Source organism: Marinobacter sp., assembly GCF_965229985.1.
Lineage (GTDB): Bacteria > Pseudomonadota > Gammaproteobacteria > Pseudomonadales > Oleiphilaceae > Marinobacter.
The window spans coordinates 186,123-200,837 of the sequence record NZ_OZ245935.1 but is presented as its reverse complement, the minus strand read 5'-3'; the positions used below and the strand labels follow the sequence as shown (position 1 = coordinate 200,837).

The window sequence follows — 14,715 nt, the reverse complement described above, 5'->3', positions numbered from 1 at the left end:
ACCGAAGCTTTCGGCTTCGTTTAAGGAGGTGATCCAGCCGCAGGTTCCCCTACGGCTACCTTGTTACGACTTCACCCCAGTCATGAACCACACCGTGGTGATCGTCCTCCCGAAGGTTAGACTAACCACTTCTGGTGCAATCCACTCCCATGGTGTGACGGGCGGTGTGTACAAGGCCCGGGAACGTATTCACCGTGACATTCTGATTCACGATTACTAGCGATTCCGACTTCACGCAGTCGAGTTGCAGACTGCGATCCGGACTACGATGCGTTTTGTGAGATTGGCTCCCCCTCGCGGGTTTGCAGCCCTCTGTGCGCACCATTGTAGCACGTGTGTAGCCCTGGCCGTAAGGGCCATGATGACCTGACGTCATCCCCACCTTCCTCCGGTTTGTCACCGGCAGTCTCCCTAGAGTTCTCAGCCGAACTGCTAGCAACTAGGGATAGGGGTTGCGCTCGTTACGGGACTTAACCCAACATCTCACGACACGAGCTGACGACGGCCATGCAGCACCTGTGTCAGAGTTCCCGAAGGCACCAATCCATCTCTGGAAAGTTCTCTGCATGTCAAGGCCAGGTAAGGTTCTTCGCGTTGCGTCGAATTAAACCACATGCTCCACCGCTTGTGCGGGCCCCCGTCAATTCATTTGAGTTTTAACCTTGCGGCCGTACTCCCCAGGCGGTCTACTTAGTGCGTTAGCTGCGCCACTAAGACTTCAAGAGTCCCAACGGCTAGTAGACATCGTTTACGGCGTGGACTACCAGGGTATCTAATCCTGTTTGCTCCCCACGCTTTCGCACCTCAGTGTCAGTATTGGTCCAGGTAGCCGCCTTCGCCACTGGTGTTCCTTCCTATATCTACGCATTTCACCGCTACACAGGAAATTCCACTACCCTCTACCATACTCTAGCCTGACAGTTCGAAATGCCGTTCCCAGGTTAAGCCCGGGGCTTTCACATCTCGCTTATCAAACCACCTACGCGCGCTTTACGCCCAGTAATTCCGATTAACGCTTGCACCCTCCGTATTACCGCGGCTGCTGGCACGGAGTTAGCCGGTGCTTCTTCTGTGAGTAACGTCAAGCCCTACGAGTATTAGTCGCAGAGTTTTCCTCCTCACTGAAAGTGCTTTACAACCCGAAAGCCTTCTTCACACACGCGGCATGGCTGGATCAGGGTTGCCCCCATTGTCCAATATTCCCCACTGCTGCCTCCCGTAGGAGTTCGGGCCGTGTCTCAGTCCCGATGTGGCTGATCATCCTCTCAGACCAGCTACGGATCGTCGCCTTGGTAGGCCTTTACCCCACCAACTAGCTAATCCGACATAGGCACATCCAATAGCGCAAGGTCCGAAGATCCCCTGCTTTCCCCCGAAGGGCGTACGCGGTATTAATCCGGGTTTCCCCGGGCTATCCCCCACTACTGGGCAGTTTCCTATGCATTACTCACCCGTCCGCCGCTCGTCAGCGGGGTGCAAGCACCCCCTGTTACCGCTCGACTTGCATGTGTTAAGCCTGCCGCCAGCGTTCAATCTGAGCCATGATCAAACTCTTCAGTTTAAATCATACAAGAATCCGAAGATTCTCTATTCTTGCTCAAGACAAAACTCAATTTCGACGAGTCACTGTCCTGATATTTCATACCCGAAATACCTCGGCCAGCGCCCACACGAATTACTTGGTCAACTTTTTAAAGAGCGTTTGAGCTGTTGCTCAATCAAGGCCGCGTATTCTACATCGTTCCGCTGCCTTGTCAACCGTTAATCTGAAGAATTTTAAAACTCGTTTTCTTCAGTACTTTCAAACAGTTGCCTTTCGAATCCGGAGCTGCCTGAGTGGCTTACCCCTCGAAAGAGATGCGCATTCTACAGACCTCTCAGGAGGTGTCAACGATTGGTTTTGATTTTTTTCATGAAACCTCACGATTCCTCTTTATGACACCAACATTCGATAAAGATTCATGGTTCAACGATAACCGATTGTGCCGCGCCGCGCGCTTTTTTCCGCGCTTCCTCTACAGAAGCACCCTTCGCCAGCGCAACCCCCATTCGACGACGCCCTTTTAATTCGGGCTTTCCGAAAAGGCGCAACTGGGTATCCGGCTCCGAAAGCGCCGCTTCAAGCCCTGAATAGGAAACCTCTGTTGAATCTCCTTCAGGAAGAATCACCGCCGATGCCGATGGACCGGTCTGACGGATCGAGGGGATCGGTAGACCCAGGATAGCCCGCGCGTGCAGCGCAAACTCGGAGAGGTCCTGGGATACCAGGGTTACCAGCCCTGTATCATGGGGACGTGGCGAAACTTCTGAGAACCAGACGCTGTCTTCTTTAACAAAGAGCTCGACACCATAGATGCCATATCCACCGAGATTTTCTACCACGGCCCGGGCGACTTCAGCCGAACGCTCATAGGCCAGGGGCGCCATCGGCTGGGGTTGCCAGGATTCCCGGTAGTCTCCGTCTTCCTGCCGATGCCCTATGGGTTCACAAAACGAAACTCCGTCCCGATGCTTGACGGTCAGCAGGGTAATCTCATAATCGAAATCGACGAACCCCTCAACGATCACCCTTCCTTTACCGGCACGTCCGCCAGACTGGGCATATTCCCAAGCCGCTTCAATATCTCCCTCGGTCTTGACCGTACTTTGTCCTTTGCCCGAGGAACTCATAACCGGCTTTACCACCAGTGGAAGCCCTATCTCCTTCACCGCTGCGAGATATTCCTCCCGGGAACCAGCAAAGCGGTATGGCGACGTTGGCAATCCCAGCTCTTCAGCAGCAAGCCGACGGATTCCCTCACGGTTCATTGTCAGGTTTACCGCCCTCGCCGTTGGAATGACGTGATATCCCTCTTCTTCCAACTTGACCAATTCCGGCGTGGCAATGGCTTCAATCTCAGGAACGATCAGATTCGGCTTTTCCTGCTCAATGACGCGGCGCAGACTGGCGCCGTCGAGCATGTCGATGACATGGCTCCGATGAGCCACCTGCATGGCAGGCGCATCGGCATAACGATCCACGGCAATCACCTCAACGCCATAGCGCTGCAACTCGATGACTACTTCTTTTCCAAGCTCACCGGATCCGCAAAACAGAACCCTGAAAGCGTTGCCTTTGAGGGGTGTACCAATTCGAACTGAGTCAGTCATGATCTGCCAGCACCTTTACAATTAGCCGTGAATCAGGGATTTCTTTTCGCGTTCCGCCACCTTCTGCAGCACCTCGCGACGCTCTTCATTATCCATACCGGTCCAACGGGTGATTTCGTCTCCGCTTCGATGACAGCCAACACAGACATCATCTTCATCAAGGGCGCAAATGCTCACGCAGGGCGAGCGTACCTTGTCAGCGACACTCATTTCTTCGGCTCGCAGGGCTTGAGCTCATCAGCATAGCGGGCTGCATTCTGCACATAGTGCTGCGCACTCATTTCCAGCATCTTTTTCTGGTTGTCATTAAGCTCCCGTTTGATCTTGCCCGGTGAACCGACAACCATGGAACCATCGGGCACCTCCATCCCCTCAGGTATGAGTGCATTGGCACCGATCAGGCAATGCTTACCAATCTTTGCACCATTCAGAACGACCGCGTTGATACCGATCAATGAGTAATCGCCAATCTCGCAGCCGTGAAGCATAACCTTGTGGCCAACCGTTACGCCCCTTCCAAGAGTGAGCGGCATACCGGGATCGGTATGCAGAACGGAACCGTCCTGGATATTCGTCTCTGGCCCTATCGTGATCCACTCATTGTCACCACGGACAACGGCGTTGAACCAGACGCTGGCTTTCTCCATCAGCCGGACTCGGCCTATCACAGACGCATTGTCGGCAACGAAGTGCCCCTCACCTTCCAGCTCTGGCGTTCGGTCATTCAACTGGTAAAACATCTCAGCCTCCTTCAGGCGGTTCAAGCAGGTCAATTCCGGCATCGTACACAGCGTTCAGGAAATCAACCAGAACCACTGCCGACAAACCCCAGATTTCGTAGCGTTCCCACCGATAACAAGGCACGTAAAACGTATGGTTCAGGAAATTGAGAGCGTCTGTGCGCTCGCGTCGGTCCTCCAGGAAAAAGGAGAGCGGTACCCGGAATACACTTTCAATCTCGTGCGGATTCGGCTCCAGAGGATGATCCCCGGGAATCACGCCAACGTATGGGGTCACGAGAATTCCGTAACGGGACATCACCTGGCTCAGAGGCGCAATGATCTGCACCTGGTCCGGCGGCAGTCCGATTTCCTCGTGGGTTTCACGCAACGCGGTTGCTGCCAGAGACGGGTCTTCAGGATCACGTTTACCGCCAGGATAGGCTACCTGCCCGCGATGAGTGCTCAGATTTTCAGACCTGAGCGTAAAAATCATTTCGGGGTTTCGGTGATCATCGGTTATCGGGACCAGAATCCCGGCCTCGGGATAATCCAGCGCCAGCTGCCGCGGCGCATAGCCGGCGAGGCGCTCGGCAAGTAAATCACGCAATGTTCGTCTCCACGGTACATCCGGAGGTTGGATGAGACAGAGGCAGCCGGGATCGTTAAACTGACTACCACACCAATTTCAGTATACGGGGAAAATCATGAAGTACTGCAGCACATGCGGCCAACCGGTTGAACAACGCATCCCCGAAGGCGATAACCGTCACCGCTATGTCTGTGTCAGCTGCGATACCATACATTACCAGAACCCTCGCATTGTCGCCGGCACCGTTCCCGTATGGGAGGGGCAGATATTATTGTGCCGAAGAGCTATCGAACCGCGCTATGGCTACTGGACGCTGCCCGCCGGATTCATGGAGAACGCAGAAACCACTATTGAGGCCGCTGAGCGCGAAACTTTGGAAGAGGCCCTCGCTGAAGTGAATATTGAGGGCCTCTACTCGATCATCGACGTTCCGCACATCAATCAGGTTCACATGTTCTACCGAGCGACACTGAAAGACGGGCATTTCGGTGCAGGTGAGGAATCTCTGGAATCCAGACTGTTCGGGCTGGATGAGATCCCCTGGGAGGAGATCTCCTTTCCAACCGTGAAGCGCACCCTGGAGCTGTTCCTGGCCGACTTCAGGCGCGAGTCCTTCGGTGTGCATGTGAGCGACATCCGCCACCCCATGGCGAAAGACCGCAAATAAGGCCGCCGGCTACAACTCCTCCATTCGATAGACCTCGTAAGCGGGCTCCTCATAGGGGTGGGCCCGCTTGAGCGCTGCGAGAGCGTCCCGTATCAGCTCGTCAGCACAAACCAGCTCAACCTTGTACTCATCCACCGCTTCAATCTCACCGGCTTTGCCAAGAAATGGATCGCTTCCTTCAAGCGGACGAAACTGCCCCTTTCCGAGACATTGCCAGGCACAACAATCGTAATCACCAATACGACCAGCTCCGGCATCAAACAATGCCTGCTTGGTTTGCTCAACATGAGTTTCCGGAACGAAATAACACATCTTGTACATCGAAAACCCTCCCTTGGATCGGATATTTTTTGTACAGATTAATAGCTTAGACACTTACCCACAGAATCTGTGGATAACTCTGGGGAAAGTTTTTGGGAACACGCCCCCAAACCCCGTAATCACTGCACTTTCGTTAAATTGGCGACAAAATCACCTGATTAATTAATTCTATATTTTTCAATAGTTTATGTGTTTTGCGCAAAAGTTGAACCGATTTCCCGGTCTTTGTTCACAGAACAAACAGGAAGGCACCAGCAATGTGCATAAAAATACTGAGTCAAGGGAATTTTTGCCATTTTCGCCGAATTTTTCCCTTGAAAAATGCCCAGAAACGGGGCAGCCAATAAAAAAGCCGGCTCTGGAGAAAACGCTCATGTTGAGCGCACCCAGAACCGGCTCTTTACTGACGCGGGAATTTAACCGAACCAGCGTCTCGCATTTCGGAACATGCGAATCCAGGAACCGTCTTCCTGCCACTCTGATGGACGCCAGGAATGCTGAACAGCCCGGAACACTCGCTCAGGGTGCGGCATCATGATCGTGACCCTGCCGTCGCGGGTAGTAAGCCCCGTAATTCCGGCTTCCGAACCGTTCGGGTTATAGGGATAACGAACCGTTGCCTGCCCGCGATTATCCACGTAGCGCAGCGCCACGAGCTCGTTTTCGGAGAGTGCCTCCGCGGAGGTGCCACTGGCAAATTCAACCCTGCCTTCGCCATGGGCAACCGCAATGGGCATGCGAGAGCCGGCCATACCGTCCATGAACGCAGACGGCGATGGCATCACCTCAACCATAACCAGCCGTGCTTCAAACTGCTCGGACTGGTTGCGTACGAAACGAGGCCAGCCTTCGCTGCCCGGAATGAGTTCGTGCAGGTTGGAGAGCATCTGACAGCCATTGCACACTCCCAGTGCCAACGTGTCCTGACGATTGAAGAATGCCGCAAACTGGTCCCTGACGCGATCGCTGAACAGAATGGATTTGGCCCACCCTTCACCGGCGCCCAAAACGTCACCGTAGGAGAATCCGCCACAGGCAACCAGGCTATTAAAGCCATCCAGCGTAACCCGGCCAGAGAGCAAATCGCTCATGTGCACGTCTACAGAATCGAAACCGGCGCGATCGAATGCAGCCGCCATTTCAACCTGTCCATTAACACCTTGCTCTCGCAGAACTGCAACCTTAGGACGGGCTCCCTTGTTGATATAGGGGGCGGCCACATCCTCGTTGATGTCATAGGAGAGCTCGGCGTGAAGACCGGGATCCTCCGCATCAAGCAGATTATCGAACTCTTCGCGGGCGCAATCGGCGTTATCCCGCAGAGACTGAACGCGGTAACTGGTTTCCGCCCATAGACGCTGGAGCTCTACACGAGGTTCATCCACTACCGTGCCGCCCTCAAAGGTGAGGCGCAGGCTGTCGGTGTCATTCGGGCTGCCAATCACACTGATGTAGTCGCCAAGACCCGCGGCAGAGAACTGCTGCAGGACAAAACCGGTGTCTTCCCTGCGCACCTGAATAACAGCACCCAGCTCTTCGTTAAACAGTTCCCTGGCAAACTGGCTGCGATCTTCAGCGAGGCCATCCAGCTTGATATCAACGCCACAACGGCCGGCAAAGCACATTTCAGCCAGCGTGACGAACAGGCCACCGTCCGAACGGTCATGATAGGCCAGCAGTTTACCGTCGGAGTTCAGACCCTGAATGACCGCGAAGAAAGCCTTGATGTCCTCGGGATCATCCAGGTCCGGCGCCACAGCACCGACCTGACGGTACACCTGAGCCAGAGCGGAACCACCCAGGCGGTTCTGACCGGCAGCGAGATCTACCAGAATCAGGTCGGTCTCGCCGGCATCCTTCACCAACTGGGGAGTCAGGGTTCTGGAAACATCGGTTACCGGTGCAAAGCCGCTGACGATCAATGAAAGCGGTGCAGTTACGCTCTTCTGTTCGCCGCTGTCTTCCTCCCACATGGTCTTCATGGACATTGAGTCCTTGCCGACCGGAATCGTAATACCCAGCTCCGGGCACAGCTCCATCCCTACTGCACGAACGGTTTCATAGAGATTTTCATCCTCGCCCGGATGTCCGGCAGCCGCCATCCAGTTTGCAGACAGGCGAATATCGGACAGTTTCGCGATCGGAGCGGCGGCCATATTGGTAATCACTTCACCCACGGCCATGCGACCAGACGCAGGGGAGTCGATCGTTGCAACCGGTGTGCGCTCGCCCATGGCCATCGCTTCACCAGTGCGAACATCGAAGGAGGTGGCAGTCACAGCCACGTCAGCGACCGGGACCTGCCAGGGCCCAACCATCTGATCCCGCGCAACCAGGCCGGTAATGGTCCGGTCACCAATGGTGATCAAAAAGCTCTTGGAGCCAACGGACGGCAGACGCAGAACACGGCGAATGGCGTCGTCCAGATCGATTTTAGTGGAGTCGAATATGGGCTTGGTAAAAGAAGCGCGACTGACGCTCCGGTGCATGCGCGGCGGCTTGCCAAACAGCACTTCCATCGGCAGGTCAACCGGCTTGTCGTCAAAGTAGGAATCACCCAGCTCCAGATGGTGGGCCTCTGTCGCCTCACCAATCACGGCATAGGGGCAACGTTCCCGGCGGCAGAGGGCATCAAACCGTTCCAGATTCTCCGGAGCGACTGCCATCACATACCGTTCCTGGGATTCGTTACACCAGATCTCCAGCGGCGACATCCCAGGTTCATCACTGGGGATGTCGCGAAGCTCGAATTTGCCGCCTCGACCGCCATCCTTAACAAGCTCTGGCATGGCATTGGAAAGGCCGCCGGCGCCAACATCATGGATAAACGCGATGGGGTTGTTGTCCCCCATCTGCCAGCAACGGTCGATCACTTCCTGGCAGCGACGCTCCATCTCCGGGTTGTCCCGCTGAACCGACGCAAAATCCAGGTTTTCGTTGCTGGAACCCGAATCCATGGACGAAGCAGCGCCGCCACCAAGACCGATCAGCATTGAGGGCCCGCCCAGCACAATGAGCTTGGCGCCCACCGGGATATTGCCTTTTTCAACGTGCTCTTCACGAATGTTGCCAAGACCTCCGGCAATCATGATCGGCTTGTGGTAACCGCGGACTTCCTCGCCAGCGGCACCCGGCACTTTCTCTTCAAAGGTGCGGAAATAGCCGGCCAGATTGGGACGACCGAACTCGTTGTTGAACGCCGCACCGCCAATAGGCCCTTCAATCATGATGTCGAGAGCTGAAGCAATCCGCTCCGGTTTGCCATAGTTGATTTCCCATGGCTGGGGGTCGTCCGGAAGGTTCAGGTTGGAGACTGTGAAACCAGTCAGACCCGCTTTTGGCTTCGAACCCCGACCGGTCGCGCCCTCGTCGCGAATTTCGCCGCCGGAGCCTGTTGCCGCACCGGCCGCAGGGGCAATCGCCGTCGGGTGGTTGTGTGTCTCCACCTTCATCAGGATGTGAATATCTTCCTCGTTGTACCCGTAGACCCCAGTCTCCGGATCCGGGAAGAAGCGGCCACCCCGGCTGCCCCGGATAACAGATGCGTTATCTTTGTATGCCGAAAGGACGCCTTCGCTGTTCATTTCAAAGGTATTGCGGATCATCGCGAACAGGGATTTTTCCTGGCCCTCGCCGTCAATATCCCAGGAGGCATTGAAGATCTTGTGTCGACAGTGCTCGGAGTTCGCCTGTGCGAACATCATGAGCTCCACGTCGGTCGGATCCCGCTCAAGATCCGTGAAGGACTTCACCAGGTAGTCGATTTCATCTTCGGCAAGTGCCAGCCCCAGGCGAGAGTTCGCTTCAACCAGGGCATTACGGCCACCCGCCAGAACAGGAACCCGCCCGAGGAGTCGCGGTTCCTCATGGCTGAACAGCAGCTCCGCCCCGCCCATTTCATGAAATACTTTCTGGGTCATGCGGTCATGAAGCAGGGCTGCGATCTTCTCGCGCTGTTCCAGGCCAAGCTTACGACCAGAACGGATGTAGTAGGCCGTACCCCGCTCGATTCGGTGAATCTGACGAAGGCCGCAATTACGGGCAATGTCTGTTGCTTTGCTGGACCAGGGTGAAAGCGTTCCCGGGCGCGGCACGACCAGAAACAGAACCCCGTCCGGATCCTCCACCGGCACGCTGGGGCCGTATGTCAGCAGTCGGTCAAGGATAGCCTGCTCTGCGTCAGAGAGGTCCGCCTCTAGATCGACAAAGTGCATGAACTCTGCATAAACGTGCTCGACTTCAGGCACGATGTCCTGAATCCGGGAATGCAGTTTGCGGGAGCGGAATGGCGAAAGCGCGGGAGCGCCGCGAAGTTCAAGCATGATATCAACCTGTATCGCGCGAAACGGGGAAGTCTGGGTGCAATTTGAAAGGCCGCCATGATACTCGAAAGCGAGGCCGGGATACAGCGCTTGAAGCGTTAATCCCCGACCGTACAATTGACATTGTTTTGCATATTAATTAACCAGATTTATTGACCAACCATCCGACACCAAGGATCATTGAGCAGGTGGAAAGGAATTCCACACTCAGGATAGAGAGGGGTGCAGATCTGCAAGCGGCTCTGCAACCAGATGATCCAGACGTGACGGAGATCAGGGACTTGCCCAGAATTCTTGCTGCTTTAACAGGCGCATCCGCCAAGACGCTTCTCTTACTTGGCTCCGCCCTACTAATGACTGGATGCTCACAACCCAGCACTCTCCAGGAAATCCGGGATGAGGGTGTGCTGCATGTGATCACCCGTACGGCACCCTCTATCTATGTGGAAAGTGAGGGCGGCCCTACCGGTTACGACTATGAACTGGCAAAGCTGTTCGCTAATGAACTGGGGGTAAAGCTCCGGATCCGCGTCGCCGATGACAATACTGAGATCCTGTCGGTACTGGATAAGAATTATGCCCACCTGGGCATGCTGGGGCTGTCCAGTCAGCCCGACACGGCCGGTCATTTCCATTCCGTGGCTACCGGTATTACCGCACAGTCGATACTGGTTTATAACCGGGACGTAGAGCGACCTGAGTCACTGAAAGACCTGGCCGGAAAAGCCCTTCACGTGGTGGCCGACAGCAACCATGAGCATCGCCTCCAAAAAGCCCGGGAGGAAATCGCGGAGCTTCAGTGGCAAGTGCATCCCGGCCTCGACGCCGCTGGCGTACTATCCCGCGTCGAGAGCGGCGAATTCCCCTACGCGATGGTTTCCTCCAATGAACTCGACCTGAATCACGTGTTCTACCCGATGGTGAAGGAGGCATTTGCCGTGGGAGAACCCGGCGAACTGGCCTGGTTTTTCCCGTCGGCACAGGATGAATCCCTGGCAAACGCTGCCCGGCAGTTTCTGGACACTCTGGAGGCCGACGGCACCCTGGCCCAGATTGCCGAACGCTTCTACGGTCACCTGGACCGGCTCAATTATGTCGGCGCCCGCACCTTCATGCACCATGTGGAAAACCGCCTACCCAAATACGAGTCACTGTTTCGCGACTATGCCAGGGACTTCAATATGGACTGGCGTCTGCTCGCGGCCATCGGTTATCAGGAGTCCCACTGGCGGCCCAACGCGGTGTCCCCCACCGGGGTCCGAGGCCTGATGATGTTGACCCGGAACACTGCCAGCCATATCGGCATCAATAACCGCCTCGACGCCGAGGAGAGCATCCAGGGCGGCGCCAAGTATTTCCGGATCGTGCACGAAAAGATCCCCGAACGGATCCCCGAGCCGGACCGTACCTGGTTCGCCCTCGCCTCTTACAACGTGGGTTTTGGGCACCTCGAGGACGCCCGTCGCCTCACAGAAGGCGCTGGAAAGGACCCCGACCGATGGATGGATGTAAAAGAATTCCTGCCACTGCTGGCACAGAAGGAGTGGTATACCAAGACCCGCTTTGGCTACGCCCGGGGCCATGAACCGGTCATCTACGTTCAGAATATCCGGCGCTACTATGATGTTCTGGCCAGGCTCAACGAACCGGCCACACCGGTGCCAGAGCAGAAGGAGCAAATCGTGCAGATAGAGGAGAACCCGAAATCGGGGATCCTTACCGACGAACTACAGCCCGACGAAAAACTCCGAGCGGGCCTGCCGGCAGAGCTCGGCATGATCCCGCCGACCCTCTGAAGCTCCCCATCCGAAGCGGGCTAGTCGGCGCGAACTTCAAGGGCTCTTTCCACCTGACTGGCGGAAAAGCCCCGACGATTCAGAAAACGCGCCTGACGCACTTTTTCGTCCCAGTCTTCACTGAGATCTCCCAGGCCGAACCGCTTATCGCGGATACCAATAGCTCGCTGACACCAGTCTTCCTCAGTCATCTCGTCAACACACTCCGGAGTCTTATGCACACCACGCTGTTGAAGTTCGCCCAGAATGCGTAGCGGTCCGTAACCAAGGTCCATTCTCTGGCGAGCGTAGACGTCAGCGAACCGGTTATCGTCAAGCCAACCTTCTTTCTCATAATCATCCAGAACGGCGTCAATAATGTCGCCCGACACCTTTCTCTGACGGAGTTTCAGGCTCAGCTCAAGGCGACTGTGCTCCCTTCTGGCCAGCAATCTCAGCGCCGTTGCCCGGGCCTTGTATTCCTGATCGTCCTGATTTTCCTGTTTTGCCATACAGACCCTTTCCGCACACGCATACAAAACGCTAGACTAGCCGCGAATTTCTCCAACTGGCCAGCACCTCAGGCTGACCAGTCAAACTACCCGGCGCCCCGAACCGGAGGCCGATGGCCGGTGGCGGTCCAACTTTGCCCGACACCGTGAACTGGTTTCAACACCCAAGGATACTCTTATGGCTGCGTTCATCCAGAAACTGTTCAAATCCCGCAAAACACCCGAGGCAGCTCCGAAACACCGGAAAGCCGATCAGCCCGAGCCTGTCGAACAGGAGGACACCCGGGCCAGCCAGAGAGAAGAACAGCTCGGAACCCTTGAAGGTTCGCCGTCGCAGAGCGACCTGGCCAAACTCGCCATTGAAGGCGTCACATCGGACATCCGACAGACTGCCGCCGGCAGGCTGACTGATGAAGCCAGTCTTCAGGAAGTGCAGAAACAGGCCAAAGGCCGGGACAAGGGGGTCTATCAGACGGTCAAGTCGGCACTTCAGCACCGCCGTGAAGAACAGGCGCGACTGCACAGCATCGGCCAGACCATTGCCACCTTGATCCGTCACGCCCAGGATCAGGCAAAAAGCGACGACACCAAGCTTTACGAGGCCCGGCTTGATGCCCTGTTGAAGCAATGGACCGACGTGGAAGAGCATGCCACCCCGGAACAGACACAGCCGTTTCTGGAAGCGGTGCACCGCTGCAAGGAGCGCATTGCAGCCCTGCAGTCCGCCGCGGAGGATGAAAAGCGCCAGGATGAGCAGCGACTGCAACGCCGGGAAACCCTGGACCTGTTGACCCGCACACTGGATGAACTCAAGGCACAACCGCCAGAGACCCTGCCCTCACTCGCCTCTCTGGATGCTCTGCAGAAGACCCAGGAAAACCGCTGGCTGGAAGCAACCCGCGATACGACAGTGGAAAAGCAGGAACAGAAATCCTACGAGACCGCCATGCTGGCGCTGCGCAATTATCTCAGTTCTGTCCGTCGGATTACCCAGGACCGGGACACCATCGTCGAACTCGGCGCTCTGCTTGAAGGCGAAGGCGATCCCACTGACGAGCAGCGCGCCCAGGCCAAGAACCTGGTTGCCGAGATCAACTGGCCGGAAGGCTACCCCACCCCCACTCTGCTGGAGCCATTGCGAAAACTGGCCGGCAAGCCCAAGGCACCGACCCAGCCTCGTGTTGACCAGGAGCAGCAGAAATCCCTGGCGAATCGGCTCGAAGTCGACCTCAACAAACTGGAAAATGCCCTTGAGGCCAAACAGCTGAAAGAGTCGAAACAGCTGTTCAAAACCGCCCAGCAGCATTTCCGGGATCTGGATCAACGCCACGCCAAACCCTTCCAGGCCCGGATGCAACTGCTGAACGGGCAACTGAGGGAGCTCTCGGACTGGCAGGGCTTTGCGACCGAGCCGAAACAGATTGCCCTGTGTGAGCAAATGGAATATCTGGCAGAGCAACCCATGGACCCGGAAGCCAAGGCGGAGCGAATCAAGGAATTGCAGAATGAGTGGCGCGATCTGGGCGGCTCTTCCGACCGAACGCTCTGGTCCCGCTTCAAGGCTGCGTCCGACAAGGCCTATGAGCCATGCAAAGCCTACTTTTCTGCGAAATCGGGCCTGAAACAGGCCAATCTGGAGAAGCGAGCCGCCATTTGCGAGCAACTCGAAAGCTTCCTGAACAACGCCGACTGGTCGTCAATCGATTGGAAGGCCGCAGAGCGCATCCACCAGACCGCCCGCCAGGAGTGGAAGGAAGCCTGGCCGGTGGAATTCCGGGACAATCGTGCCGTTCAAAAGCGCTTCGATGAACTGCTCAAGAGGCTGGAAGCACCCCTGGACGAGGAACGGCGCAAGAACGAAGGCCTGAAACAAACGATCGTGGAAAAGGCCCAGGCCCTGGTCGAACACGAGCCGCTTCAGGATGCCATGAACCAGGCCAAGGCCCTCCAGGGAGACTGGCAAGCCATCGGAATCACCCGCCATCGGGAAGACCGCAAACTATGGCAAGCGTTCCGAAAGGCCTGTGACCAGATCTTCGCCCGCCGTGATGCCGAGCGCTCGGAACAGCAGCAGGCATCACGGGCCGCCGACGAGACGGCGCAAGCAGGCCTGAATCAGGTTTCAGGAATATCCCCGGAAAGTGACGAACAGGCAGTCACTGCGGCCCTGGCGACGCTCAAGGATATTGATGCCGCTACGCTCTCAAAAGGCGTCAGAGAACAGGTCCAGCAAGAAAAGCAGCGGCTGAGCAAGATTCTCTCGACTCTGAGACTGCAGGCAAAAATGGCTTCCTGGCAGTCTCTGGTGATGGCGGCCAAAGCGGGCCAGTCCGGCAGTGAATCAGCGCCTCAGCACTGGGCTGCGCTGGCCGAAACGTCAGACACCAGCGATCCGGTCGAGCTGGTGATTCGCGCAGAAATCCTTTGCGGCGTGCCCTCCCCCGAAGCCGATCAGCAGCGCCGCATGGAAATCCAGGTTCAGCGCCTTGCCAATGGCATGGGTTCCGCCGACAACAGCACGGATCAAATGCAGGATGTAGAGAAACTGCTGGCAGCCTGGTGCCTGGGTGGCACTGGCAAAAACGCGGACACGGAGCTCGCTGAGCGACTGAACAGGGCTATCGCCAATCTGAACGAGGCCTGAGGCGCCCAGCGGT

General features: G+C 56.4%; 10 protein-coding genes and 1 rRNA gene. 3 read left to right on the top strand and 8 right to left on the bottom strand.

Annotation, left to right across the window (positions count from 1 at the left end; genetic code table 11):
- Positions 1–21 precede the first annotated feature (21 nt).
- From ACO06L_RS00875 to ACO06L_RS00855, 5 genes are all read right to left on the bottom strand, one after another.
- Positions 22–1,561 (bottom strand): 16S ribosomal RNA (locus ACO06L_RS00875).
- A 398-nt stretch (positions 1,562–1,959) separates the two neighbouring features.
- Complete coding sequence (gene purT, locus ACO06L_RS00870) at positions 1,960–3,150, bottom strand: formate-dependent phosphoribosylglycinamide formyltransferase (RefSeq protein ID WP_064227486.1); 1,191 nt, start codon at positions 3,148–3,150, stop codon at positions 1,960–1,962.
- 21 nt (positions 3,151–3,171) lie between these two features.
- Positions 3,172–3,360: a DUF1289 domain-containing protein gene (locus ACO06L_RS00865; protein WP_064227485.1), complete on the bottom strand. Its 189-nt coding sequence runs from the start codon at positions 3,358–3,360 to the stop codon at positions 3,172–3,174.
- The gene (locus ACO06L_RS00860; protein WP_202347438.1) at positions 3,357–3,890 is read right to left on the bottom strand and encodes a gamma carbonic anhydrase family protein; all 534 of its coding nucleotides are present in this window, start codon (positions 3,888–3,890) and stop codon (positions 3,357–3,359) included. The genes ACO06L_RS00865 and ACO06L_RS00860 overlap by 4 nt, the downstream gene beginning before the upstream one ends.
- 1 nt (position 3,891) lies before the next feature.
- Positions 3,892–4,479, bottom strand: a complete 588-nt coding sequence (locus ACO06L_RS00855) for an NUDIX hydrolase (protein ID WP_064227483.1) — start codon at positions 4,477–4,479, stop codon at positions 3,892–3,894.
- 97 nt (positions 4,480–4,576) lie between these two features.
- Between ACO06L_RS00855 and ACO06L_RS00850 the strand changes: the two genes are divergently transcribed.
- Entirely contained in the window at positions 4,577–5,128 is a 552-nt protein-coding gene (locus ACO06L_RS00850) for an NUDIX hydrolase (protein ID WP_064227482.1), read from the top strand.
- Positions 5,129–5,137: 9 nt separating this feature from the next.
- Here ACO06L_RS00850 and ACO06L_RS00845 read toward each other — a convergent pair whose 3' ends face one another.
- Positions 5,138–5,449 (bottom strand): YqfO family protein, encoded by a 312-nt coding sequence (locus ACO06L_RS00845; RefSeq protein ID WP_064227481.1) that lies wholly within the window; start codon positions 5,447–5,449, stop codon positions 5,138–5,140.
- A gap of 416 nt (positions 5,450–5,865) precedes the next feature.
- A complete protein-coding gene (gene purL / locus ACO06L_RS00840; RefSeq protein WP_202347437.1) occupies positions 5,866–9,771 on the bottom strand; it encodes a phosphoribosylformylglycinamidine synthase in 3,906 nt (1,301 codons plus the stop codon).
- Between the two features lie 353 nt (positions 9,772–10,124).
- On the opposite strand from purL, the gene mltF reads away from it, so the two are divergent.
- Positions 10,125–11,567 carry a membrane-bound lytic murein transglycosylase MltF gene (mltF, locus tag ACO06L_RS00835; RefSeq protein WP_202347444.1) on the top strand — a complete coding sequence of 481 codons (1,443 nt, stop codon included), beginning with the start codon at positions 10,125–10,127 and terminating at the stop codon, positions 11,565–11,567.
- Between the two features lie 20 nt (positions 11,568–11,587).
- Here mltF and ACO06L_RS00830 read toward each other — a convergent pair whose 3' ends face one another.
- Positions 11,588–12,058, bottom strand: a complete 471-nt coding sequence (locus ACO06L_RS00830; protein ID WP_202347436.1) for a regulatory protein RecX — start codon at positions 12,056–12,058, stop codon at positions 11,588–11,590.
- A 178-nt stretch (positions 12,059–12,236) separates the two neighbouring features.
- Here ACO06L_RS00830 and ACO06L_RS00825 point away from each other — a divergent pair, with 178 nt between their 5' ends.
- Positions 12,237–14,702 (top strand): DUF349 domain-containing protein, encoded by a 2,466-nt coding sequence (locus ACO06L_RS00825; RefSeq protein ID WP_202347435.1) that lies wholly within the window; start codon positions 12,237–12,239, stop codon positions 14,700–14,702.
- Positions 14,703–14,715 lie beyond the last annotated feature (13 nt).